Genomic DNA, 24,146 nt, shown 5'->3' on the forward strand with positions numbered 1-24,146 from the left:
AAGGAGGTGCCAACATGAAACTTCATGAATTAAAACCTGCAGAGGGTTCACGTCAAGATCGTAAACGTAAAGGACGTGGAATCGGTTCTGGTAATGGTAAAACTGCTGGTAAAGGTCATAAAGGTCAAAACGCTCGTTCAGGCGGCGGTGTACGCCCAGGCTTCGAGGGTGGTCAAACACCTTTATTCCAACGTTTACCGAAACGTGGTTTTACAAACATTAACCGTAAAGAATATGCGGTAGTGAACCTTGACGCTCTTAATCGTTTTGAAGAAGGAACGGAAGTAACTCCTGCACTTCTTATCGAAACAGGTGTCGTAAGCAAGGAACTAGCAGGAATCAAAATTCTTGCAAAAGGCAAAGTTGAGAAAAAGCTTACTGTAAAAGCTCATAAATTCTCCTCTGCTGCGAAGGAAGCGATTGAAGCTGCCGGCGGTCAAACTGAGGTGATTTAATGTTTCAGACAATCTCCAATTTTATGCGCGTTGGTGATATAAGAAGAAAGATCATATTCACTCTTTTAATGCTGGTTGTATTCCGCATCGGTACTTTCATTCCTGTGCCGGGCGTGAATGCTGAGCTTTTAAAGGCTCAAGATGAGTTTAACGTATTTGGGCTTCTAAATACTTTTGGAGGCGGGGCGCTCCGTAACTTCTCCATCCTTGCAATGGGAATCATGCCGTATATTACAGCATCCATTATCATTCAGTTATTGCAAATGGACGTTGTTCCTAAGTTTACTGAATGGTCAAAGCAAGGAGAAGTTGGACGCCGTAAGTTAGCTCAGTTTACCCGTTATTTTACGATCGTACTTGGGTTCATTCAAGCTTTTGGAATGTCCTATGGTTTTAATAACCTAGCAGGCGGTCAATTAATTGTTAATCCTGGGATTGGAAGTTATCTTCTAATCGCAACGGTATTAACTGCTGGAACTGCGTTTTTAATGTGGTTAGGTGAACAAATTACTGCTAAAGGTGTAGGGAATGGAATCTCAATCATTATCTTTGCTGGGATCGTAGCTAGTATTCCGTCAACAATTAATCAAATCTACGCTCAGCAATTTGAAAATGCTGGAGAGCAGCTATTCCTTCGCATCGTTACAGTGTTGTTAATTCTAATTGCTGTTGTTGCTATCGTTGTAGGTACTATTTTTATTCAGCAAGCTTTAAGGAAAATTCCTATTCAGTATGCAAAAAGAATGGTCGCAGGCAATAGCTCTGTCGGTGGGCAATCCTCACACTTACCTTTAAAAGTAAACGCAGCTGGTGTTATTCCAGTTATCTTTGCAGTTTCTTTTATTGTTACTCCGAGAACGATTGCTTCGTTTTTTGAGCAAAACGATGTAACACTTTGGATTGAACGAGTATTTGATTACTCACATCCAATTGGAATGATAATGTACAGTGCTCTTATCATTGCCTTTACTTATTTCTACGCTTTTATTCAAGTCAATCCTGAACAGGTTTCAGATAACTTGAAGAAACAAGGCGGCTATGTTCCTGGTATTCGTCCAGGAAAGAATACTCAAGAGTATTTAACACGCGTTCTTTACCGTTTAACATTTGTTGGTGCTCTCTTCCTTACAGCTATTGCCATTTTGCCAGTACTATTTACTAGTCTTGCTGGATTACCGCAATCAGCTCAAATTGGCGGAACAAGCTTACTCATTGTTATTGGTGTTGCACTAGAAACAATGAAGCAGCTTGAATCTCAACTTGTTAAACGTCACTATAAAGGCTTTATTAAATAACCTGGTTTTTAGGGAACCACGAAGGTCCCTAAAAGCCAATTAGATATAGGGGGATTTCGCATGAACCTAGTATTAATGGGACTCCCTGGTGCTGGTAAAGGTACACAAGCTGAAAAGATTGTCGAGAAATACGGCATTCCTCATATCTCTACTGGAGATATGTTTCGTGCGGCCATTAAGGATCAAACGGAGCTTGGCCTTCAGGCAAAGTCGTTCATGGATAAAGGTGAACTTGTTCCTGATGATGTAACAATCGGCATTGTCCGTGAAAGATTAGCCAAGGATGACTGTGAAAAAGGCTTCCTGCTCGATGGCTTTCCTCGTACTGTTGCTCAAGCAGAAGCATTAGAAAATATCCTTGCACAATTGAACAAAAAAATTAATTACGTGATTAATATTGATGTTGATAACAGCATTCTGATGGAGCGCTTAACAGGGCGCCGCATCTGTAAAGATTGTGGAGCAACATATCATCTAGTTTTCAATCCTCCAGCTAAAGAGGGAGTGTGCGATCGCTGTAACGGTGAGCTGTATCAGCGTGCGGATGATAATGAGGCAACTGTAAAGAATCGCTTAGACGTTAATATTAAACAAACGAAACCGCTGCTCGATTTTTATGAAACAAAAGGTTATTTGCGCAATATTGATGGACAGCAGGAAATCGGTCAAGTATTTGCTGATGTGGATCAATTACTCGAGGGCTTGCAATAATGATTATTTGCAAGACACCGCGTGAAATTGACATCATGCGCAAAGCTGGAAAAATTGTAGCACTTACTCATAAAGAGCTGAAGAAGCATATTGCGCCAGGCATTACAACTTTAGAATTGGATGCGATTGCTGAAAAGTTTATTCGTAAGCATCACGCTATTCCATCCTTTAAAAATTATAATGGCTTTCCAGGCAGCATATGTGCATCAGTTAATAATGAACTTGTCCATGGCATTCCTAGTAATCGGGTATTAAAAAATGGCGATATTATTAGCGTTGATATCGGTGCTAAATATAACGGTTATCATGGTGATTCTGCTTGGACGTATCCAGTAGGTTCAATTAGTCAGGAAACACAGCGTCTTCTCGATGTGACTGAAGAGTCCTTATATAAAGGCCTAATGGAAGCTGCTCCGGGGATACGTCTATCGAACATCTCACATGCGATTCAAACGTATGCGGAATTAAATGGTTTTTCCATTGTACGCGAGTATGTGGGACATGGAATTGGGCAAAACTTACATGAGGATCCACAAGTTCCTCATTACGGTCCCCCAAACATAGGCCCACGCTTAAAGCCGGGGATGGTTCTTTGTATTGAGCCGATGGTGAATGCAGGAAGCCGATATGTAAAAACGTTAGAAGATAATTGGACGGTTGTAACGGTTGACGGAAAGATGTGTGCCCACTTCGAGCACACGATTGCGATCACAGAAACGGGCTACGAGATTCTTACGAAAGTATAATTGAGTTAGTTCTTCAATCTGTTCAACTTTTAATATAATCTGTATTGCTTCTTTGCGGACTTGATGCTAAACATTGTGTTATAATAATAAGGTTGTTGGCATTGCCAGAAGTTCAGGAAGATTACAAGAAGCCGGTTGTGTAACAATTGGAAATGAACTTTGCTTATTAGCGAAGAATGCATAAAGAATTCGTATATGAATGAAAAGGGGGATATGTTCGATGGCGAAAGACGATGTAATTGAAATAGAAGGTACTGTTGTTGACACGTTGCCAAATGCCATGTTTAAAGTAGAATTAGAGAATGGCCATACTGTTTTAGCACACGTTTCTGGGAAGATCCGCATGCACTTTATTCGGATTCTGCCTGGAGATAAAGTAACAGTTGAGCTTTCTCCATATGATTTAACTCGCGGAAGAATCACTTATCGTTTTAAATAACCACTGCACTCCGTACTACTAAGGAGGTTAGGATAATGAAAGTAAGACCATCAGTAAAGCCAATCTGCGAAAAGTGTAAAGTGATCCGCAGACGTGGTAAAGTTATGGTTATCTGTGAAAACCCTAAACATAAACAAAAACAAGGTTAATAACAAGGAGGTGCGCAAAGAATGGCACGTATTGCTGGTGTAGATATTCCACGTGAAAAACGTATAGTTATCTCTTTAACTTACATCTTTGGAATTGGTAAAGAAACGGCTAAAAAAGTTTTAGCAGAAGCTGGTGTTTCAGAAGACACTCGTGTTCGTGATTTAACAGAAGACGAACTAAATAAAATTCGTGAAGTAATCGATAAATTAAAAGTTGAAGGTGACCTTCGTCGTGAAGTTTCACTTAACATCAAACGTTTAATGGAAATCGGTTGCTACCGCGGACTTCGTCACCGTCGTGGTTTACCTGTTCGTGGACAAAATACTAAAAACAACGCTCGTACACGCAAAGGTCCTCGTAAGACTGTAGCGAACAAGAAGAAATAATCAGTAAAGGAGGTACTTTAAATGGCACGCAAAACGAATACACGTAAACGCCGTGTAAAAAAGAATATTGAACAAGGTGTTGCACATATCCGTTCAACATTTAATAACACAATTGTAACTATTACTGATGCACATGGAAATGCACTTTCATGGTCAAGTGCTGGTGCGCTAGGATTCAAAGGTTCACGTAAATCTACTCCTTTCGCAGCACAAATGGCAGCTGAAACTGCAGCAAAGTCTTCTATGGAGCATGGTATGAAAACTCTTGAAGTAACTGTTAAAGGACCTGGTGCTGGACGTGAAGCGGCTATCCGTGCACTACAAGCTGCAGGTTTAGAAGTTACAGCAATCAGAGACGTTACTCCAGTTCCTCATAATGGATGCCGTCCACCAAAACGTCGCCGTGTATAATTTTTCTGTATAAAATTTGTATCCTTGTCTATAATGGGATATGATGGAAAAGTTTCTCGCTTTTATACAGACTTCTTAATCAAGTTGTTGTGCGCAAAACGGGAACGTATACTGGGGAATTTCGGTTAGATTTTATAGCCGGGGTTTCGACGTTTTGAAGGAGGGTGTATTTTCATGATCGAAATAGAAAAACCAAAAATCGAAACGGTTGAGATCAGCGATGATGCCAAGTACGGGAAGTTCGTTGTAGAGCCACTTGAGCGTGGATATGGTACAACTTTGGGTAACTCCTTACGTCGTATCCTTTTATCCTCACTTCCTGGAGCCGCAGTCACAGCTATTCAAATTGATGGGGTACTTCATGAGTTCTCAACAATTGAAGGCGTCGTTGAAGATGTAACATCTATCATTTTAAACATCAAAAAGCTTGCACTAAAAATCTACTCTGATGAGGAGAAAACGCTCGAAATTGATGTACAGGGTGAAGGTGTAGTCAAAGCAGCTGATATTACTCATGACAGTGATGTTGAAATTCTTAACCCGGATCTTCACATTGCTACGCTTGGATCAAATGGTCATTTGCGTATGCGTTTAACTGCTAAACGCGGCCGCGGATATACGCCTGCTGTCCAAAACAAACGAGAAGATCAGCCGATCGGTGTGATTCCAATCGACTCTATCTATACGCCAGTTTCACGTGTTTCTTTCCAAGTAGAAAATACACGCGTTGGTCAAATGACTAACTATGATAAGTTAACGTTTGACGTTTGGACAGATGGTAGTACAGGTCCTCAAGATGCGGTTGCACTTGGTGCAAAGGTTTTAACTGAGCATTTAAATATCTTTGTTGGTCTAACCGATGAAGCACAAAATGCTGAGATTATGGTTGAAAAAGAAGAAGATCAAAAAGAGAAAGTACTTGAGATGACAATTGAAGAACTAGATTTATCTGTTCGTTCATATAACTGTTTAAAACGTGCTGGAATTAATACCGTCCAAGAATTAGCTAATAAGACGGAAGAAGATATGATGAAGGTTCGTAACTTAGGCAGAAAGTCTCTTGAGGAAGTTAAACACAAACTAGAGGAGCTTGGATTAGGCCTGCGTAAAGATGACTGATTAACTACATCACGAGATTTTTTACGTGGCGATCTAAAGCCTTTATGAATGACTTCAACAAAGGAGGGAAACTTTCATGGGATACAGAAAGTTAGGACGTACTAGCTCTCAACGTAAAGCTATGCTACGTGACTTAGCAACAGACTTAATCATCAACGAACGTATTGAAACAACTGAAGCTCGTGCGAAAGAACTTCGTTCAGTTGTTGAGAAATTGATTACGCTTGGAAAGCGTGGCGATTTACATGCTCGTCGTCAAGCTGCATCATACGTACGCAACGAGGTAGCTAACGCTGAAACGAATCAAGATGCTGTACAAAAATTATTCAGCGATATCGCTTCTCGCTTTGAAGAGCGTCAAGGTGGATATACTCGTATTATGAAACTTGGACCTCGTCGTGGAGACGGTGCACCAATGGTTATCATCGAGTTAGTATAATTTTTTAACAGAAGGGGGCGAGAGACAGTTTTTTCAGAACTTGTTCATTGCCCTTTTTCTGTAAAGTTGTTGCTTGTCTATTTATGGAAGCAACAATGTTTTATGTAAAAAGTTGAGCGTTACGATGAGCGTATGAAGCAACAATTATGCTTTTGGCATTAGCCTTTGGTATGTGTTTTTTTGTATACCTTATATATGTCTCGTCTAGCTCTTGCACCTTTCCGAGTCTTTGCTTGCGTATAACAGGTGGGGCCTGTTCTTTTCGGGAAGGTGCATGCTTTTTTAAAGAAAAAAGTTAATGGATTACTGAGCTAGAATAGAGAGGCAGCTTTGATATTTTCTACAGCTCACATAGTAGATTTTTTCGATCTTTTTACGGGAAAAGTTGTTTCTATAATATTTGTTATCAGCTATATATATCCACTGCCATACTATTTGTGCTCGCCAATGATGGCGGGTTTTTTATTAGGCAAAAATGACATATAATAGTTTTGAATTGTATTGATTGTCCAGCAGAACAGTTTAGAATAGAGAGAAGAGAGAAGATGAGAGGAGGAACAACCATGAGCAAGAAACCGCTAGTCCAATTAAAGAATGTCTCATTTCAATATGATGTTCAGGCCCCTTATGCGCTACAAGACGTATCTTTCGAGATCTATGAAGGGGAATGGCTTGCTATTGTAGGTCATAATGGCTCTGGAAAATCCACGTTAGCCAAGCTCTTAAATGGTTTGCAATTTGCGCAAGTTGGTTCCATAACTGTAGATGGAATGCTGTTAACGGAAGAGACGGTTTGGGATACTAGAAAGGTAATTGGAATGGTTTTTCAAAATCCGGACAATCAATTTGTCGGAACAACGGTTCAGGATGATGTGGCTTTTGGTTTAGAAAACAACGGAATTGCCAGAGCTGAAATGATAGAGAGAGTAACTAGTTCCTTAGAAAAAGTGAAAATGGCGCAATTTCTTGATCAAGAGCCGCACCATCTTTCAGGTGGTCAGAAGCAAAGAGTGGCAATTGCGGGCGTTATAGCCTTAAGGCCATCGATTATCATTCTAGATGAAGCGACATCAATGCTCGACCCACGAGGTCGGGAAGAGGTTTTAGAAACTGTTAGAGAATTAAAAGAAACACATAATATGACCGTTATTTCTATTACACATGATTTAGAGGAAGCTGCGAAAGCGGACAGAATTATAGTGATGAATAAAGGCAAGCTTTATAAAGAGGGGACACCAGCGGAGATTTTTCAAATGGATGAAGAGCTGGTGAAGCTCGGTTTGGACATTCCTTTTCCTGTGAAAATAAGCAAGCTATTAAAGGAGCAAGGAATTTCCCTATCGAGACATTTCTTATCGGAAGAAGAGTTGGTGACAGAGTTATGGACATCTCACTGCAAAAAGTAGAGTATCGCTATCAAGTAAATACCCCTTTTGAACATTTAGCTATTAAGGATGTATCCATTGATATTCCGGCGGGAACCTTTCTCGCAATCATCGGACATACCGGCTCTGGGAAATCAACGGTTCTTCAGCATTTGAATGCTTTGCTTAAGCCGACAGCAGGGAAAGTCATTATTGGCGATAAAGAGATTACATCGGGTAAGAAGCAAAAAAATCTCAAAGACGTTCGGCAAAAGGTGGGAATCGTCTTTCAATTTCCTGAACATCAATTGTTTGAAGAAACGGTTGAAAAGGATATTTGCTTTGGGCCGATGAATTTCGGCGTTTCCGAGGAAGAGGCGAAGAAAAGAGCTAGAATTGCGATTAAGCAAGTTGGGCTTGCCGAAGAAATATTGGAAAAGTCTCCGTTTGATTTATCTGGAGGTCAAATGCGCCGAGTGGCCATTGCTGGAGTTCTCGCGATGGAACCAGATGTAATCGTGCTGGACGAGCCGACGGCAGGTCTTGATCCGAGAGGGCGGAAGGAAATTATGGAGATGTTCTATTCTCTTCATAAGGAAAGAAAGCTGTCGACGATTTTAGTCACCCATAGCATGGAAGACGCTTCCCGATATGCGGATCAAATTGTCATTATGCATAATGGTGAAGTGTATAAAAAGGGAACGCCAGCAGAGATTTTTTCCTCTCCTGAAGGCTTAATCGAGCTTGGCCTAGATGTTCCTGAAGTGGTTCGTTTCCAGCAAAAAGTAGAGCAAGCATTCCAAACCAAGTTTCCGAATACATGCTTATCTATAGAAAAGCTGACAGAGGAAATTGCAGCTGTCATAAAGAGGGGTGACCACACATGATGGAGAAGATGATCATTGGCCGCTATGTACCAGCACAGTCTCTCATTCACCGGATGGACCCTCGTTCCAAGCTTGTCATGGTTTTTCTATTCGTCTGTATCGTGTTTATCGCTAATAATAGTTTGACATATGGTGCTTTAGCTATTTACACCTTTACGATGGTTTCATTGTCTCGTGTTCCTTTGCGGTTTATCCTGTCAGGCTTGAGGCCAGTACTATGGCTCGTGTTGTTTACATTGCTTTTGCATTTATTTTTAACAAAAGAAGGGGAAATCCTGTTTCAGGCGGGCTGGTTTACGATATATGAAGAAGGATTAAGGCAAGGACTATTCATCTCCATGCGCTTCTTCCTGCTTATCTTAATGACGTCCATTCTGACTTTAACGACGACTCCGATTGAAATTACCGATGGCCTAGAAAGCTTGCTGCATCCATTAAATAAAATCAAATTCCCTGTACATGAGCTTGCTCTCATGATGTCCATCTCTCTCAGATTTATTCCAACCTTAATGCAAGAGACGGATAAAATTATGAAGGCGCAAACGGCTAGAGGGGTTGATTTTTCAGGCGGGCCGATTAAAGAAAGAGTAAAGGCGATTATCCCTCTTCTAATTCCTCTGTTTGTCAGCTCCTTTAAACGGGCTGAGGAGCTCGCAACGGCTATGGAAGCAAGAGGCTACCGTGGTGGCGAAGGAAGAACAAAGTATCGACAGCTAAGCTGGGGTATGAAAGATACTGTGATGATCCTGTTGCTTGGATTATTGACGATTGTTTTATTCCTAATGAGGACTTAATGATGAAAAGATTTAAGTGTTTAGTAGCCTATGATGGAACCTTATTCTCCGGCTATCAAGTGCAGCCGAATAAGCGGACAGTGCAAGGAGAATTAGAGAATGCCTTGCAAAAGCTTCATAAAGGAACAGAAGTAAAGGTTACCGCTTCCGGCAGAACTGATGCAGGAGTGCATGCAAAAAGGCAGGTTATTCATTTTGAATCAGAATTGAATATTCCACTCCCGAAATGGGATATTGCCCTCAATTCAATTTTGCCTGATGATATTGCCATTATGAGCACGGAAGAAGCATCAAGCGACTTCCATGCTCGGTTTGATGCGAAGGGGAAGGAATATCGTTATTTTTTGACCCTTTCCGCAAAGAGAGATCCGTTCACAAGGAACTATGCCTATCAGTATCCATATTCTTTGAATATACCTGCTATGAAGGAAGCAGCAGGCTATCTGATCGGCACTCATGACTTTACAAGTTTTTGTTCAGCGAAGACAGAAGTAGAGGATAAGATTCGGGAAGTAAGAGAAATTGAATTGATAGAGGATCGGGGTTCACTTGTATTCCGATTTGTTGGCAATGGCTTTCTTTATAATATGGTCAGGATTTTAGTTGGCACTTTACTAGAGGTTGGTTCTGGAGAAAGAGCCCCAGATTCTATGATCGATATTTTAGAGAAGAAAGATCGGTCTTTTGCAGGTAAAACTGCTCCGGCTCATGGGTTGTATTTGTGGAATGTTCATTATTTAGATTAAAGTTTTTTTCAAATTCCTGTAAGAACCACGCGGTGGCGTTGTGATGCACTTTTTATGAGCAATTTTTTCAAAACAACTAAACCTGGTGTAACATTTTATTGACATTAGCTGTATAAAAGTGTATCATAGCAAAGGTATTGTTATTAAAACCACGATAAGCCCCGGAACTTATTGTGTCTAAGATAAATGAAACCAATGAATTTAAGAAGATGGAATTTTTAGGAGGGAAAATCATGCGTACAACGTTTATGGCGAATGCAAACACTATCGAGCGTAAATGGTACGTGGTTGATGCAGAAGGCAAAACTTTAGGTCGTCTTGCTAGTGAAGTTGCATCAATTCTACGTGGTAAACATAAACCAACTTTTACACCACATGTTGACACTGGTGATCATGTAATTATTCTTAATGCAGCTAAGATCGAATTAACTGGTAATAAATTAAATGACAAAATTTACTACCGCCACACAAACCATCCAGGTGGTTTAAAACAAAGAACTGCTAATGAAATGCGTACGAACTATCCTGAGAGAATGTTAGAGCTTGCTATTAAAGGCATGCTTCCAAAGAACACTCTTGGTCGTCAAATGTTCAAGAAATTACACGTATATGCTGGCGCTGAACATAAGCAGCAAGCACAACAACCTGAAGTTTACGAACTTCGTGGATAATTTTTAGGGGAGGTTATTAACTTGGCACAGGTTCAATATATTGGCACTGGTCGTCGTAAGAGCTCCGTTGCGCGAGTTCGTTTAGTACCAGGCGATGGCAAAATCATTATCAATGGTCGTGAAATCGAAAACTACATTCCATTTGCAGCTTTACGCGCAGTTGTAAACCAACCGCTAGTAGCTACTGAAACTCAAGGTAGCTATGACATTCATGTAAATGTAAATGGTGGAGGCTACACTGGTCAAGCTGGCGCAATCCGCCACGGTATCGCTCGTGCGTTACTTCAAGCTGATCCAGAATACCGTCCAACATTAAAAGCTGCTGGTCTATTAACACGTGACGCTCGTATGAAAGAACGTAAAAAATACGGTCTTAAAGGCGCTCGTCGTGCACCTCAGTTCTCAAAACGTTAATTATTGCGTTCAAAAACTCTCAACCAATTTGGTTGGGGGTTTTTTTGTTTATTTTGGAAAAGCTTTGGCTTGTTAATAGTTTCATTTCCCGTGAGTAGGTAAACTGTTGGTTTACGGTAAAAGGAATGTAGTGCCATTGCCTGAAGATGAGAAAAAGGGCGTTCCACGGTAAAAGAAATGTAGTGCCATTACCCGTAGTTGGGTAAAAAGCTGTCCAGCGGTAAAAGGAGGGGCCCTCCATTGCTCGTGGCCGAGAAAAAAGGAATACCGCGGTAAAAGGGATTGCGCTCCATTTCCCGCGATCGAGGAAAAAGGTGAACCGCGGTAAAAGGGAAAGGCCAGAGAGAGAGGCCAATAATAAGCATAATCGCCATAGGCCACTCATAAAAGGCGGTTTACACAAAGTATCTTAGATGACTTTCACCCACTGATCTAAGGTTTTGAATTAGAATCCTTCTGATTGTTTTTTTAGATTTAATCACTTTGCACCATTCATGAACTCGTGTAGTGGTCAATTTCTTATCAGGAAAAAGAGTCTTCAATTCTTCAACATTACGTAGAACCGCAGAGTTAACATCTTCCACACAAGAACATTTATCACATACTATTTTCTTTTCCGCAATAACAGCAACTTCATAAGAATAACAGCTTATACAACTAATTCCCTTTTTCAGATGCTCATAATTATAAGTTGGCAAACGGGTATAGGGGGATTCGGTTTGATGCAATGAGATTAAAAGGTCAGCAAGCTTCTTGTGCTGATTACTAAGTTTTGAAGTCATCTCATTTAATGTTTTATTAAAACGATTAAGCTGCGTTGGTAAAATCATAGAAGTGTTTAATGGGGCTTGATATAAGGTGAACTCGGGGTTTACAAAAGTAACGTAGCCTTCTATTGGCTGATGTATCCCATGGAATTTTAGTAACGATCGGAGTAATGTCATACTACGCTTTAACTGGTCCAATGGGTTAGTTATTTCATAGTTTGATGAGACTCGGCGGAATACTTCCGGATCATAATGATAATCACCTTCATAATTTTTTATTTCGATAGGGAAAATTGTATTTTGAGAAATAATTAAAGTATCGATTTGAAAAACGGAGCGGTTAAACTCGAAGCATAAATCATTTAAAATATACACATCACATTGAAGTTTTGCCGTTAATTGATCAAAAATTGCTTCTCCTTGATAACCTTTTTCAAGGTTTAAATAATGCTTTCTATCTTTTGCTGGCAAATTCATTCGGATGTTTAAAGATCTTAGAATTTCTAATTCATTGGACACAGCACGAGGTTTTAAATACATAAATACCTTCATCTCCTGTCAATAAATAGTTGTGATTAGATATGAATATGTTTTAAAGGGAGTTAATAGAAAGTGGATTTATGAAGGGGGAATTAACTTTCCATTGGTGCAATATAATTGAGGGGCCTTTATAGCAAAGCGATTTTTTATTTCGGATGGATAGATACTCAAACAAGAGGAATTAAAAAGTACAGGCATACCTGCTAGCAAGTGCGATAACTTTAATTAATTATACACAATCCAGCATAACTTTTGGACTATAAAGTGTCCCAAGTAGGAAATATGATTTTATAAATCCAACGGAAGTATATGATTAAAACATAACTATATAAAATCTACTAGGCTCTCGGCCCTTCAGGGGTGTTAAGAGCCTTTTTTATTTTTCTATTCAAAAACAAATATATTATTCAAAATTGTATAAAAATTGCTCGGCATTTGATATAACTAGAGAATAAGGTAACTTTGCTCATCGATTATTCATTTTTGAATAATTAATGAACGATGAATAGCGGAAAAGGAGGAACTTATTTGACAGATGAAAAAAAAGTTTGGAATGAAAATGAAGCGATTCTTCACTCTCTGCAAGACGATATTTTAGTGACGAATACAGATGGCATTATTTTAAAGGTTAGTGAAGCAACAGAGGCGATATACAATATGAAATCAAAGGAGATGGTGGGGCGTTCGGTTTATGAACTTGAAAATGAGGGCGTGTTTACTCCGCTTTTAACCCCGATGGTTATTAAGGAAAAAAAGAAAATTACGTTTGTGCAAACAACTATGGAGGGAAAGAAGCTGCTTGTGACGGGGATTCCCGTATTCGACCCAGATCATAATCTTGTTCGCATCGTCAGTTATTCTCATGATGTGACAGAGCTGCTCAACATGAAAAAATACTTAACTGACATGGAAGATGAGATGGAGAGAGTGAAAGGTGAATTAGAAATGCTTCGAAACCTTCATTATACAGACGGCATGATTGCCACATGTGACGAAATGAAAAAGGTTTTGCATTTAGCCTTACAGGTGGCTGAAATCGATGTTAATGTACTGCTGCTTGGTGAATCGGGAGTGGGGAAATCTCACATTGCTAAATTTATTCATAAAAAGAGTAATCGAAACAAGGGGCCTTTTATTGAAGTCAATTGCGGAGCGATCCCCGAGTCGCTTTTTGAGGCAGAGTTTTTCGGATATGAGTCAGGCTCCTTTACAGGTGCAAATGCGAAAGGAAAGGTCGGGTTGGCCGAGTTAGCCGAGGGCGGAACGCTGTTTCTGGATGAGATTGGGGAGCTGTCTTTAGCCAATCAAGTAAAAATTCTTAAGTTTATTCAAGAGAAACAGTTTTATCGTGTTGGCGGGACAAAATTGCGGACAGCAGATTTTCGATTGCTTGCTGCAACGAATAGAAATTTAGAGGAAGCGGTAGAGAATGGCACGTTTAGAAAAGATCTTTTCTTCCGTTTAAATGTTGTCCCAATTACGATTCCCCCTTTAAGGAAGCGTCCGACAGACATTATTCCCTTACTGGATTACTTTCTGAAGTATTTTTCGGATAAATATAATCGCCCCCGCAGTTTAGATGAAGGGGTTATTCACGTATTGTTATCCCATGAATGGAGGGGAAATGTCCGCGAGCTGATCAACTTAATGGAAAGGCTTGTCGTCACCTCGTCCAAGCAACTGATTGAGATGGAGAACTTGCCTCCTCATTACCGGAAATCAGTTTCAGATGTTTCATCCTTTGATGCTGGGAAACGGTCACTTGCAGAGATATTGGAAAATGTGGAAAAGCAAGTACTTATCCATGCGAGACAACGTTATAAAACAACGACGCAAATGGCTAAAGTGTTAGGTATTAGTCAGCCATCTGTCGTCAGGAAAATCAGAAAATATGGAATTGAATAAAAATGGCACAAAACTTGCAAAGTAATTAGTTAAGAAAAAACTTATTGTTTCTATCAAAGGGGGAAGTTTTGATGAAGAAATGGTTGATGATTGTATGTTCGGTAATGCTCCTTATTGCGTTAACTGCTTGCGGAAAAGAAGAAGCATCGAAAAATACTGGGAGTGAAAAGTCTGCGCAGCCGTTAAAAGTAACACTGCCGACTTGGACAGGATATGGACCGCTATTTTTAGCGAAGGAAAAGGGCTTTTTCGAAAAAAATGGGGTAAATGTTGAGCTTTCTATTATTGAAGGATTGGGCGAACGGAAGCAAGCACTTGCAGGTGGAAAAATCGATGGGATGGCAACGGCTTTAGATGTACAAGTAACATTAGCAGCTTCGGATATCCCTGTACAAGTAGTTTGGCTGTTAGATGATTCATATGGTGGAGATGGAATTCTAGTTAAAAATGATATTCAGGATGTAAAAGATTTAAAAGGGAAACAAGTTGCATTTGAAGTTGGTTCTACAAGCCATATGCTTGCCTTAACAGCATTAAAGCAAGGCGGATTAACGGAGAACGATATTGAGGTAGTGCAAATGTCCGCAGGGGATGCTGGTGCTGCGTTTGCAGCGGGGAAAGTAGATGCAGCTGTTACATGGGAGCCTTGGTTAACAAAGGGTGCTGAAGCGAATGGGAAGGTTCTGTTAACGACTAAAGATCTCCCAGGGATCATCGTTGATACAATCAGCTTTAAAGAAGATGTGATTAAAAACCGTCCAGATGATGTCAAAGCATTTGTGAAGGCAATGGGAGAGGCGATGGATTTTTGGAAAGAGAATAAAAAAGAAGCAAATGAAATGATGGCGAAAGGCTTAAACATTGATGTAGCGGAATTCGAAGCGACGGAAACTGGCTTGAAATTCATGACAAAAGAGGACAACGAAAAACTATTTGGCTCAGAAAGCAACAAAGGGTCTATCTATCAGTCGACGGAAAGTGCTATTAAATTTTACAAAGAGCAAAAGTTGATTGATAAAGAGCCGAAAGCGGAAGATGTCATTAATGGGAGCTTTGTATCGAATCAATAAGCGAAAAGGCAAAAGTGCTAAGGGGCATAATCATATTGCCTCTTTAGTCACTCCATTTAGGCTTATTGGATAGGGGGATAAAAAAAGATGGGAAATTTGTTTACTCCTAAAAAAGAAATACCAAAAACGATTTATACGTCGGCGGGGTTTTTAATATTTGTTCTTGTTTTTGGGATCTGGTCAGCATTGAGCTATGGCGGGATTGTGAATCCCTTATTTTTACCTACGCCTACGAAGGTGTTGGCAACGGCCGTCGATTTATTTGTCAATGGCAATATCTTGACTGATATTGGGATCAGCTTCTCTAGAGTTCTGGCGGGATTTCTCATTGCGGCCATCATTGGGATACCTTTAGGGATTCTTATGGGGTCCTTGCGAATCATGGAAGGAGCCTTTGAACCAATTATTGGTTTTATTCGCTATATGCCTGCATCCGCATTTATTCCGTTATTAATTTTATGGATTGGTCTCGGTGAAACAGAAAAAATGTCGGTTATTTTCTTAGGAACGTTTTTTCAGCTGACGCTTATGGTAATGGATGTAACAAAAAACGTCCAAAACGATTTAATTGATGTTTCTTATACGCTTGGGGCTAAAAAAGGTCAAATTTTTAGCAAAGTCATTTTGCCAGCTTCCTTGCCGGGAATTATCGATACGCTTCGTATCACATTTGGCTGGGCATGGACGTATTTAGTCGTTGCAGAAATTGTCGGGGCATCCAGTGGTTTAGGATACATGATTATGCAGGCTTCCCGTTTTCTAAAGCCAGACAAAATTATCGTCGGGATTTTGATTATTGGTTTACTAGGGCTGCTGACAGATTTATTATTTAAAGCCATTTACCGAGCCTCGTTTTCTTGGATGAGAAAGGATGGTTACTAATATGGGAACGCCGCAATTAGAACACAGTGAAGAGGGAAGATTGGATTCGAAGTTGCCGACAACAAAAACACCGAAGCTCGAAATAAGAGATGTCGGGAAAATTTTTAAAACGAAGAGCGGGGAAACAACCGCACTGGAAAAAACCTCTTTTACGATTGAAGATGGGGAGTTCGTGACCATTTTAGGACCATCGGGATGTGGAAAGTCAACGGTTTTGCGTATCGTAGCAGGCCTGGAGGAATCAACATCAGGGCAAGTTCTCCTTGATGGGAAGGAAATTAACGGGCCAGGTCCTGACCGAGGCATGGTCTTTCAATCGTACACATTATATCCGTGGCTAACGGTGAAAGAGAATATTACTTTCGGATTAAAGCTGAAGGGCGTCCCACAAAAAGAACGAGATGATGTAGCACGACATTATTTACAATTAATTGATTTAGAAGGGTTTGAGATGCACTACCCAATTCAATTATCGGGCGGGATGAAACAGCGTGTAGCAATTGCTCGCGCGTTAGCAAATGACCCGAAAATTTTATTAATGGATGAGCCATTTGGTGCGCTCGATGCCCAAACGAGAAATATTATGCAGGAAGTGCTTCTAAAAGCATGGGAAGAGTCGAAAAAGACCATTTTATTTATCACTCATGATGTTGAAGAATCCATCTTTTTAGCGGATTCCGTATATGTTATGACAGCAAGGCCAGGGCGTTTAAAGAAAAAGGTTCCGATCACACTTGATAGACCTAGGGAGTTTAGCGTGAAAGGAACAGCAGAGTTTGGAGCATACAAAGAGGAATTATTGACGCTTATTCGAGAAGAAAGTTTAAAGATTAAATGACAGCTTTATTTTGAAGAATCCAATTAGAATAAATGTGGAGGTCAACGTTATGGAAAATCAATGGGCTCATCTTCTGCATAATATGCCAAACCGGCTAGCGCCTAGCATGGCTAAGGATCATCCGAACCTTCCAGTTGTAAAAGAAGAAGGCTGTTATTATTACGGAGTGGATGGCAAGAAATACCTTGATTTTACATCTGGTATTGCCGTGACGAATGTTGGGCACCGCCACCCGAAAGTTGTTCAAGCGATTAAAGATGCAGCGGACAACTTAATGCATGGACCATCAGGTGTCATTATGTATGAATCAATATTGCGATTGGCAGATGAATTAGCAGACATTTTGCCAGGAGATCTTGATTGTTTTTTCTTTTCTAACAGTGGGGCTGAAGCGATTGAAGGGGCCATTAAGCTAGCGAAATATGTAACAAAACGCCCATATGTCATTTCATTTACAGGCTGTTTCCATGGCCGTTCGCTTGGCGCATTAAGTGTAACGACATCGAAAAGCAAATACCGTAAATATATGCAGCCATCTGGTTTGACTTATCAAATCCCGTATGCAAATGTGAAGGGATGCCCGCCAGGTTTAGATCCGGAAGCTTATGTGATTGAGCAATTAGAAAAAAACTTTTCTGCATTATTTAGTCATCAAGTTACACCTGAAGAAGTAGCATGTGTGATTTTGGAGCCTGTTCTTGGGGAAGGCGGCTATATTGTTCCGCCAAAAGGATGGTTGAAAAGGGTACGTGAAATTTGTAATCGCCATAATATTTTACTTATTTTTGATGAGGTTCAAACGGGGTTCGGGCGAACGGGGGAATGGTTTGCCGCACAGACATTTGGTGTGACACCTGATATTATGGCGATCGCTAAAGGCATTGCTTCCGGCCTGCCGCTTAGCGCAACTGTTGCTTCCAGTGAATTGATGAAGCAATGGCCACTCGGAAGTCATGGCACAACCTTTGGCGGTAACCCGATTGCTTGCTCTGTTGCTTTAGCGACATTAGAAATATTGAAAGAAGAGAATCTTCTTGAAAACACGAAACGGATGGGAAGCTATGCGGTCGAGAAACTAGAAAGAATCAAGGAGCGGCATAGTGTCATCGGAAGCATTCGTGCGGTCGGATTAATGATTGGCATTGAAATTATCCATCCAAAAACAGGGGATCCGAATGGAGAAGGCCTATTAAGAATTCTCGATTTAGCTCTCGAAAAAGGCGTATTATTTTACCTTTGCGGAAATCACAGCGAGGTCATCCGGATGATTCCGCCGCTATGCGTCACAAAGGAACAAATCGACGAAGGATTACGCATTCTCGATGAAGCACTGACAGAATACGAAGCTACCCTGTTGAATGCAAAAGAAGCGTAAGCAGGATTGAGAGACTGACTTTATTGGGTCAGTTTTTTCTTTTTGGTTATGTTAAAGGAAATTGATGATATCGCTATTTTGGTTGTTGATCGCAGCGGAAATCAACCATAGATTTCTTTATTAAAAATTGGAAAGAGAAAGGTATTTGCTTTTTGTATGTCCAAGCATGAGTCGTTAAAGACTATCTTTAAGAGGTGAGACATCATGAATGTAATTACAACCTTTGTAGAAAAGAAACGAGAAAGGCAGATCAAGTATGAAAAATCCGTCTTACGCGAGATTTCAATAAAAACTTTAAAGGAAAAAGTACAGCAGTTTTTTGGGTCTTCGAGATTTGTGTCAGGATTGCTGATGAATCAAGGAATTGAAGAGGCCTGTTATGACGTAGCCATTGAGGCTTATTTATTAGGTGCTCACTTTAGCCGATTTGGATTTTATGGGGAAAGCGTGGAAGAAGTTAGATTTCGCTGCCGTCATGAGGATCGGCATTTAGTAGATACCCTATACCATTTTCTTTTGTATTGGGGAAACGGGCAGGAAGGGGTTATGAGTGAATCCCTGTACTATTTATGTGAAGAATACGTATTATTCTGGTGGAAAGAAGGCTTTCATAATGGTGAAAGAAGACATCGGCTGAGACTTCATTGACCTCTTTGTTGTCTCGAAGTTCTATAACTCCAACTCGTCCCATATATTGAAGTGAGGACGAGCGGGAGGATGGACTTGCGGATGAACAATAGACTAAAAACCTTGGCATTTGCCATTGGCTTAATTATTCTGTTTTTTATTTTACAATATGATTTTACGGGAAACGATTCTTGGAAGTCTTGGAATTTGCCTTTGACTGGAAAAATCATTTTACTTGACCCTGGGCACGGCGGTCCCGATGGTGGTGCAGGGGACAAGGATGCACTTGAAAAAGACATCGCCCTCACTGTCACCCTGAAAGTCCGTGATCTATTGCAGCAGCAAGGAGCACTTGTATTAATGACAAGAGAGGATGACCGAGATCTAGCACCAGATGGCACAAGGGGTTATAGCCGGAGAAAAACAGAGGATTTGAAGCAAAGATTAGAAATGATTAATCATTCTGGTGCCGAGTTTTTTGTAAGCATTCATTTAAATTCAATTCCTTCCCCAAGATGGAGCGGGGCCCAAACCTTTTATGCAACTAAGAAGGACGATAATGCAAGAGCAGCAAAGTTTATACAGGACGAACTGCGTCGTAATTTAGAAAATACGACACGAAAAGCAAAGGTGATAAACGACGTCTATATTTTGAAAAACGCAAAAATCCCTGGCTCGCTTGTTGAAATCGGATTTTTGTCCAACCCTGCAGAAAAAGCAAATTTAAAAAAGGAATCCTACCAGAACAAAGTCGCCGCATCTATTTATACCGGCATATTACGTCATTTTTCAGATGAAAAAGAGTTAGTTGAGAAAGAGTGAAGGTGCTGAAACAGCATCTTTTTCTTTTATAAAGCAAAATTGATTAGCCATATTCGTGCGTGAACGGGTTTTCTGCGGTACGAATAACGTAGAGAACATGTGCGCATATGGCGGTTAAAACGGAACAATGTATTAACAAGCCTTTATATTTGGTATGTGCCATTGAATGCCATTTTAGTGTGATTCAATTAACAGCAGTCATGAAATGATGTGGTATACTTTATATGGAAGTGAAAACAAAAAGGGTGGTGCGGAAAAATGTTAACTGAACAAAACATTAGAGAAGCATTAAGTGGACTTCAAGAGCCATTTTTACATAAAACTTTAGGCGAGCTTGGCGCTATTGAAGAGATTAAGATTAAAGAAGAGAAAAATCATGTAAGTGTCAAAATCCAGATTGCCAAGACTGGCACTGCAGAGCAATTACAGCTTCAGACCAAAGTAGTTAATATGTTAAAAGAAGCAGGAGCGGAAACTGTTGGTATACGATTCAGTGAGCTACCTGAGGCTGTATTAGCTCAATACAGACAGGCTTCAGCAAAAGAAGATAAAGGACTGCTTTCCCCAAATAGCCAAACAACCTTCATTGCTATTGCGAGTGGAAAAGGCGGGGTTGGGAAATCGACTGTTTCTGTAAACTTAGCCGTATCATTAGCTAGATTAGGCAAAAAAGTCGGTCTCGTTGATGCAGATATTTACGGATTTAGTGTTCCTGATATGATGGGGATCACGACACGCCCGGTGGTACGAGGGGAAAAAATTATTCCGGTAGATCGCTTTGGAGTAAAAGTCATTTCCATGGGATTCTTCGTTGAAGACAATGCACCAATTATTTGGCGTGGACCGATGCTTGGGAAAATGTTAAACAGCTTCTTTAATGAAGTTGAGTGGGGAGAAATCGATTATTTGCTTCTTGATCTTCCACCAGGAACAGGAGATGTCGCATTAGATGTCCATACGATGCTCCCATCTTGTAAGGAAATTGTCGTCACAACCCCTCATCCAACGGCTGCGTTCGTAGCGGCTCGTGCTGGTGCAATGGCGATTAAAACAGATCATGAAATTTTAGGCGTTATTGAAAACATGTCCTATTTTGAAAGTAAAGTAACTGGCGAAAAGGAATATGTTTTCGGCAAAGGCGGCGGTGCAAAGCTGGCAGATGAACTAAGAACAAATGTATTAGGACAATTGCCATTAGAACAGCCTGACTGGAATGAAGATGATTTTGCCCCATCTATTTATAGCTCGGATCACAATCTCGGCAAAATTTATGATGATATTGCGCAAAGAATCGTTCAAACTTTAGAAGAAAAATAAAAATAGAAAAACCTCTTCGCAAAATGGAAGAGGTTTTTTTATAAGAAACTTACGTTTAATAAATAGATACTTAGCTTCCCCCGCCTTGACCACCGCCACTGCTGCCGCCACCAGAGGACTCATCTTCGGCACTTTTGTTTCCGCCTTTTTCGCCGCTTTTCATTTCTTCAGCTGCTTTCAAAAGAATGTCTTGAATTTTCGCTTTATAAAGCGGGCTCTCAAGTGTTTCCTTTATGACAGTTTGTAGATGTTCTCGATATTCTTTGCTTTTTAATACTTTTGTGACCCCTTTTTCTAGTTCCGGATCTTGCAAAATCTCAATCATCATTCCACGGTATTCCGGATCCTTCATCAAATCCTTTAAAAGCTGTTCGTTTTCTTTTTTCATACTTTTTGCGACACTTTCTGCAAATTTTGGATCCTCAAAGGACTTTTTCCAGAAAGCTGTGCCTTTATCTGATGTTAATGTTTTTTCGATTGTTTCAGAAACAATGGCCTGATCCATTACAAGCTTTTGTTTAAATTTATCATCAGCCATTAGTTCTTGTAACGCCTTTTTTCCTTCATCAGTTTTTAGAATATCGACAAACATTTTCTTTGTTTGCTCGTAATCCATCTGTTTGCCGCCGGTATCATGTTGAGCACAACCCGTAATCAAAATTATCATCAGTGATAGCAGGAGCAAACGGAATTTATTAACCATATTTTGAAGCTCCTTTCAGAGAAGGTGTCCATATTTTTAGAATGAATAAAAAGAACAAATATTATTCGCTTAAAATGTAAAACCTAGATTTTTCAAAGTCTGGTTGGTACAATCATATGGGTGAATAATTTTTACTTTGGGGGAAAAATAAATTGACAAGCCGAAATTGGGTAAAGTTATTTCTATCAACACTTCTAGTCGGAGGATTAACTACCGGAATCGTCGGTTTTATCGTTCGATGGAATGAATTTGAATCTATATTCAAGCCGTTTGATTTTCTTGAGGTTTTATCTGTCTTGTTTTGGCTAATTGGAGTTGGATTAATCTTTAGTATTCTTAGTCAAATGGGTTTCTTTGCTTACTTGACAGTCCATCGGTTTGGTTTAGGGATTTTTAAATCTCGTTCGTTATGGAATTCGGTACAAGCCGTTCTCATTTTATTTGTATTATTTGATTTAGTTTATCTTCGCTATAATGCCTTTGCAACAGAGGGAGAAAGCTTGGTTCCTTATATCGGAATTGCTTTGTTTCTTTTAATTGCTGCGCTTGTGGTTGCTGCTATAAAGGTGAAGCTTACGAATAAAGAAGCGTTTATTCCGGCACTATTTTTTATGGTGGTTGTTACAACGATAGAATGGGTACCGGTTTTAAGAGTAAACGAACAAAGCTGGGTTTACTTAATGATTTTCCCGTTAATAGTATGTAACGCCTATCAACTGCTTATCCTTCATAAATTAAATGAAAAATCGCAATTGCAAAGACAAAGCATGGCAAAGGGGCCGTCCAAATAATGGACGGCCTACTTAATTTCTTTTATACTTGTTTCTGCGTTGGCAATCATGTCTGAAACGGTGACGAGCTTAAGCCCTTTTCTGTTTAATTCCTTAATGATGGCCGGCAGTGCCTTAGCCGTCTGTTTCGCAGAATCAGAGGCATGAAGAAGAATGATATCTCCCTTTTTCGCTCGCGTGACATTATTGGTTATTTCCCGGGGCCCAGGGTTCTTCCAGTCTTTTGAATCAATACTCCAATGGACAACTGAATAGCCTAATTGTTCGGCAATCTTTAGAGTCCTTTGATCAAAGTGACCTGAAGGAGCACGGACAAGCTTAATCCCTTTTACATTCAACTTTTTAAAAACAACCTGCGCCTTTGCTAAATCCTGTCTGATTTTTGCGTCCTCAAGCTCTGTGTAATCCTCGTAATTATAGCCAAGTATACCGATTTCATATCCTTCTTTAACAATTCGTGCCACTAAATCCGGATGACGTTCAGCCCAGGAGCCGGAAAGGAAAAACGTGGCTGACTTCACTTTTTCTTTTTTCAAAATATCAAGAATTGGTTCGGCCTTTTCATCACCCCACCCAATGTTAAAGGTAAGGGCAAGATCCTTTTCCCCCTTATAGATAGCTTTCGGTCCATCTTTAGTAGAGAAGGCTGGCATATAGATGATGTTCCCTATATATAAGAACCAAGCCGTAAAAAAAGCGGTAATTAAAATTAAAGCCATGTTTTTAAATGTTTTTCCATTTAATACGAAAAAGAAGTTCATTATCTCTTCACCTCGTCCAATACACTCCTTGTCTCAATCTTATGCACTGAATTTTAATAAATGAACTTTAAAAACGAATTCATAAAATATTTTTATTTGGAAAATACTACAAAAATCAAAATAGAAGAGAGGGTTCCAAATGTTAGGAATTTTAATTAATGATAGAGAACAAAAGGAAATGCAATATTTAATTAAGAGAGAAATGGATGAAATTCTTTTTGATTTAAAAGATGAACGAATTGATCATATTGCGAAAAGAGCTATGAATGAGAGATACAAAATATTGTTTTCTTTATTTAAAAGGGTGGCAACTCCAGAAGATTGTATGAAGTATACACGCGGCAGACAATGGAGAGAACAAAAAGGTTAAAAAAGTTTTGGATAATATGTTGACTTATTATTTGAATGCTGGTATATTAATAAACGTCGCTGATGACGAGTGAAAAAACAACTTTAAAAAAGTTGTTGACACTTGTTGAAAGTGATGGTATATTAACAAAGTCGCTTCTGAGCGATATGATAGTTCTTTGAAAACTGAACGAACAAAACGTCAACGTTTTAGTCTTTTTATCAAAAAGACATTATGAGCTAATCAACTCGCAATTTATTGGAGAGTTTGATCCTGGCTCAGGACGAACGCTGGCGGCGTGCCTAATACATGCAAGTCGAGCGAACTTGCGGGAGCTTGCTCCCAAAAGTTAGCGGCGGACGGGTGAGTAAC

29 protein-coding genes and 1 rRNA gene are annotated in these 24,146 nt (G+C 39.9%); 27 read left to right on the top strand and 3 right to left on the bottom strand.

Annotated features, from left to right (window positions below):
• Positions 1-14 precede the first annotated feature (14 nt).
• The 16 genes from rplO to rpsI all read left to right on the top strand — a co-directional run bounded on the left by rplO (position 15) and on the right by rpsI (position 11,027).
• The gene (rplO, locus tag F7731_RS22980) at positions 15-455 is read left to right on the top strand and encodes a 50S ribosomal protein L15 (protein ID WP_151537132.1); all 441 of its coding nucleotides are present in this window, start codon (positions 15-17) and stop codon (positions 453-455) included.
• On the top strand, positions 455-1,750 hold the full coding sequence (gene secY / locus F7731_RS22985; protein ID WP_151537133.1) for a preprotein translocase subunit SecY: 1,296 nt from the start codon (positions 455-457) through the stop codon (positions 1,748-1,750). Before rplO ends, secY begins: the two co-directional genes overlap by 1 nt.
• A 60-nt stretch (positions 1,751-1,810) precedes the next feature.
• A complete protein-coding gene (locus F7731_RS22990) occupies positions 1,811-2,461 on the top strand; it encodes an adenylate kinase (RefSeq protein WP_151537134.1) in 651 nt (216 codons plus the stop codon).
• The gene (gene map / locus F7731_RS22995) at positions 2,461-3,207 is read left to right on the top strand and encodes a type I methionyl aminopeptidase (protein WP_151537135.1); all 747 of its coding nucleotides are present in this window, start codon (positions 2,461-2,463) and stop codon (positions 3,205-3,207) included. The genes F7731_RS22990 and map overlap by 1 nt, the downstream gene beginning before the upstream one ends.
• 220 nt (positions 3,208-3,427) lie before the next feature.
• Positions 3,428-3,646 (top strand): translation initiation factor IF-1, encoded by a 219-nt coding sequence (gene infA / locus F7731_RS23000; RefSeq protein ID WP_009336604.1) that lies wholly within the window; start codon positions 3,428-3,430, stop codon positions 3,644-3,646.
• Between the two features lie 35 nt (positions 3,647-3,681).
• The gene (rpmJ, locus tag F7731_RS23005; RefSeq protein WP_000868344.1) at positions 3,682-3,795 is read left to right on the top strand and encodes a 50S ribosomal protein L36; all 114 of its coding nucleotides are present in this window, start codon (positions 3,682-3,684) and stop codon (positions 3,793-3,795) included.
• 21 nt (positions 3,796-3,816) lie between these two features.
• Positions 3,817-4,182, top strand: a complete 366-nt coding sequence (gene rpsM / locus F7731_RS23010) for a 30S ribosomal protein S13 (protein WP_151537136.1) — start codon at positions 3,817-3,819, stop codon at positions 4,180-4,182.
• A gap of 21 nt (positions 4,183-4,203) precedes the next feature.
• Positions 4,204-4,593 carry a 30S ribosomal protein S11 gene (gene rpsK / locus F7731_RS23015; protein ID WP_151537137.1) on the top strand — a complete coding sequence of 130 codons (390 nt, stop codon included), beginning with the start codon at positions 4,204-4,206 and terminating at the stop codon, positions 4,591-4,593.
• Positions 4,594-4,767: 174 nt separating this feature from the next.
• Entirely contained in the window at positions 4,768-5,712 is a 945-nt protein-coding gene (locus F7731_RS23020; protein WP_151537138.1) for a DNA-directed RNA polymerase subunit alpha, read from the top strand.
• A 76-nt stretch (positions 5,713-5,788) separates the two neighbouring features.
• The gene (gene rplQ, locus F7731_RS23025; protein WP_151537139.1) at positions 5,789-6,151 is read left to right on the top strand and encodes a 50S ribosomal protein L17; all 363 of its coding nucleotides are present in this window, start codon (positions 5,789-5,791) and stop codon (positions 6,149-6,151) included.
• Between the two features lie 563 nt (positions 6,152-6,714).
• Complete coding sequence (locus F7731_RS23030; RefSeq protein WP_151537140.1) at positions 6,715-7,557, top strand: energy-coupling factor ABC transporter ATP-binding protein; 843 nt, start codon at positions 6,715-6,717, stop codon at positions 7,555-7,557.
• Positions 7,533-8,402 (top strand): energy-coupling factor ABC transporter ATP-binding protein, encoded by an 870-nt coding sequence (locus F7731_RS23035; RefSeq protein WP_151537141.1) that lies wholly within the window; start codon positions 7,533-7,535, stop codon positions 8,400-8,402. Before F7731_RS23030 ends, F7731_RS23035 begins: the two co-directional genes overlap by 25 nt.
• Positions 8,399-9,196, top strand: a complete 798-nt coding sequence (locus F7731_RS23040) for an energy-coupling factor transporter transmembrane component T family protein (protein ID WP_151537142.1) — start codon at positions 8,399-8,401, stop codon at positions 9,194-9,196. The genes F7731_RS23035 and F7731_RS23040 overlap by 4 nt, the downstream gene beginning before the upstream one ends.
• 2 nt (positions 9,197-9,198) lie before the next feature.
• Positions 9,199-9,942 carry a tRNA pseudouridine(38-40) synthase TruA gene (gene truA, locus F7731_RS23045; RefSeq protein WP_151537143.1) on the top strand — a complete coding sequence of 248 codons (744 nt, stop codon included), beginning with the start codon at positions 9,199-9,201 and terminating at the stop codon, positions 9,940-9,942.
• 233 nt (positions 9,943-10,175) lie between these two features.
• Positions 10,176-10,613, top strand: a complete 438-nt coding sequence (rplM, locus tag F7731_RS23050) for a 50S ribosomal protein L13 (protein ID WP_151537144.1) — start codon at positions 10,176-10,178, stop codon at positions 10,611-10,613.
• Positions 10,614-10,634: 21 nt separating this feature from the next.
• Entirely contained in the window at positions 10,635-11,027 is a 393-nt protein-coding gene (gene rpsI, locus F7731_RS23055) for a 30S ribosomal protein S9 (protein ID WP_151537145.1), read from the top strand.
• 395 nt (positions 11,028-11,422) lie between these two features.
• On the opposite strand, the gene F7731_RS23060 is transcribed toward rpsI, so the two are convergent.
• A complete protein-coding gene (locus F7731_RS23060; protein WP_151537146.1) occupies positions 11,423-12,334 on the bottom strand; it encodes a nuclease-related domain-containing protein in 912 nt (303 codons plus the stop codon).
• A gap of 501 nt (positions 12,335-12,835) precedes the next feature.
• Here F7731_RS23060 and F7731_RS23065 point away from each other — a divergent pair.
• The 8 genes from F7731_RS23065 (at position 12,836) to F7731_RS23100 (ending at position 21,170) form a co-directional block, all read left to right on the top strand.
• Positions 12,836-14,239: a sigma-54 interaction domain-containing protein gene (locus F7731_RS23065; protein ID WP_151537147.1), complete on the top strand. Its 1,404-nt coding sequence runs from the start codon at positions 12,836-12,838 to the stop codon at positions 14,237-14,239.
• 71 nt (positions 14,240-14,310) lie between these two features.
• Entirely contained in the window at positions 14,311-15,309 is a 999-nt protein-coding gene (locus F7731_RS23070; RefSeq protein ID WP_151537148.1) for an ABC transporter substrate-binding protein, read from the top strand.
• A gap of 87 nt (positions 15,310-15,396) precedes the next feature.
• Complete coding sequence (locus F7731_RS23075) at positions 15,397-16,191, top strand: ABC transporter permease (RefSeq protein WP_151537149.1); 795 nt, start codon at positions 15,397-15,399, stop codon at positions 16,189-16,191.
• Positions 16,181-17,029 carry an ABC transporter ATP-binding protein gene (locus tag F7731_RS23080; RefSeq protein ID WP_246197410.1) on the top strand — a complete coding sequence of 283 codons (849 nt, stop codon included), beginning with the start codon at positions 16,181-16,183 and terminating at the stop codon, positions 17,027-17,029. Before F7731_RS23075 ends, F7731_RS23080 begins: the two co-directional genes overlap by 11 nt.
• A 49-nt stretch (positions 17,030-17,078) precedes the next feature.
• Entirely contained in the window at positions 17,079-18,404 is a 1,326-nt protein-coding gene (locus F7731_RS23085; RefSeq protein ID WP_151537150.1) for an aspartate aminotransferase family protein, read from the top strand.
• Between the two features lie 204 nt (positions 18,405-18,608).
• A complete protein-coding gene (locus F7731_RS23090) occupies positions 18,609-19,052 on the top strand; it encodes a YbaK family protein (protein ID WP_151537151.1) in 444 nt (147 codons plus the stop codon).
• Positions 19,053-19,133: 81 nt separating this feature from the next.
• The gene (cwlD, locus tag F7731_RS23095) at positions 19,134-19,853 is read left to right on the top strand and encodes an N-acetylmuramoyl-L-alanine amidase CwlD (RefSeq protein WP_151537152.1); all 720 of its coding nucleotides are present in this window, start codon (positions 19,134-19,136) and stop codon (positions 19,851-19,853) included.
• A gap of 258 nt (positions 19,854-20,111) precedes the next feature.
• Positions 20,112-21,170 carry an Mrp/NBP35 family ATP-binding protein gene (locus F7731_RS23100; protein ID WP_151537153.1) on the top strand — a complete coding sequence of 353 codons (1,059 nt, stop codon included), beginning with the start codon at positions 20,112-20,114 and terminating at the stop codon, positions 21,168-21,170.
• A gap of 70 nt (positions 21,171-21,240) precedes the next feature.
• On the opposite strand, the gene gerD is transcribed toward F7731_RS23100, so the two are convergent.
• Positions 21,241-21,873 (bottom strand): spore germination lipoprotein GerD, encoded by a 633-nt coding sequence (gene gerD, locus F7731_RS23105; protein WP_151537154.1) that lies wholly within the window; start codon positions 21,871-21,873, stop codon positions 21,241-21,243.
• 152 nt (positions 21,874-22,025) lie between these two features.
• Here gerD and F7731_RS23110 point away from each other — a divergent pair, with 152 nt between their 5' ends.
• Positions 22,026-22,664, top strand: coding sequence for a KinB-signaling pathway activation protein (locus F7731_RS23110; protein ID WP_151537155.1), 639 nt, complete (start codon positions 22,026-22,028; stop codon positions 22,662-22,664).
• Positions 22,665-22,672: 8 nt separating this feature from the next.
• Here F7731_RS23110 and pdaB read toward each other — a convergent pair whose 3' ends face one another.
• A complete protein-coding gene (gene pdaB / locus F7731_RS23115) occupies positions 22,673-23,425 on the bottom strand; it encodes a polysaccharide deacetylase family sporulation protein PdaB (RefSeq protein ID WP_151537156.1) in 753 nt (250 codons plus the stop codon).
• A gap of 139 nt (positions 23,426-23,564) precedes the next feature.
• Here pdaB and F7731_RS23120 point away from each other — a divergent pair, with 139 nt between their 5' ends.
• Both F7731_RS23120 and F7731_RS23125 read left to right on the top strand, forming a co-directional pair.
• Positions 23,565-23,795, top strand: coding sequence for a hypothetical protein (locus tag F7731_RS23120; protein ID WP_151537157.1), 231 nt, complete (start codon positions 23,565-23,567; stop codon positions 23,793-23,795).
• Positions 23,796-24,029: 234 nt separating this feature from the next.
• Positions 24,030-24,146: ribosomal RNA gene (locus F7731_RS23125) — 16S ribosomal RNA — on the top strand; the annotation flags it as partial.

The organism is Cytobacillus depressus, assembly GCF_008923245.1.
GTDB classification, from domain to species: domain Bacteria; phylum Bacillota; class Bacilli; order Bacillales; family Cytobacillaceae; genus Cytobacillus; species Cytobacillus depressus.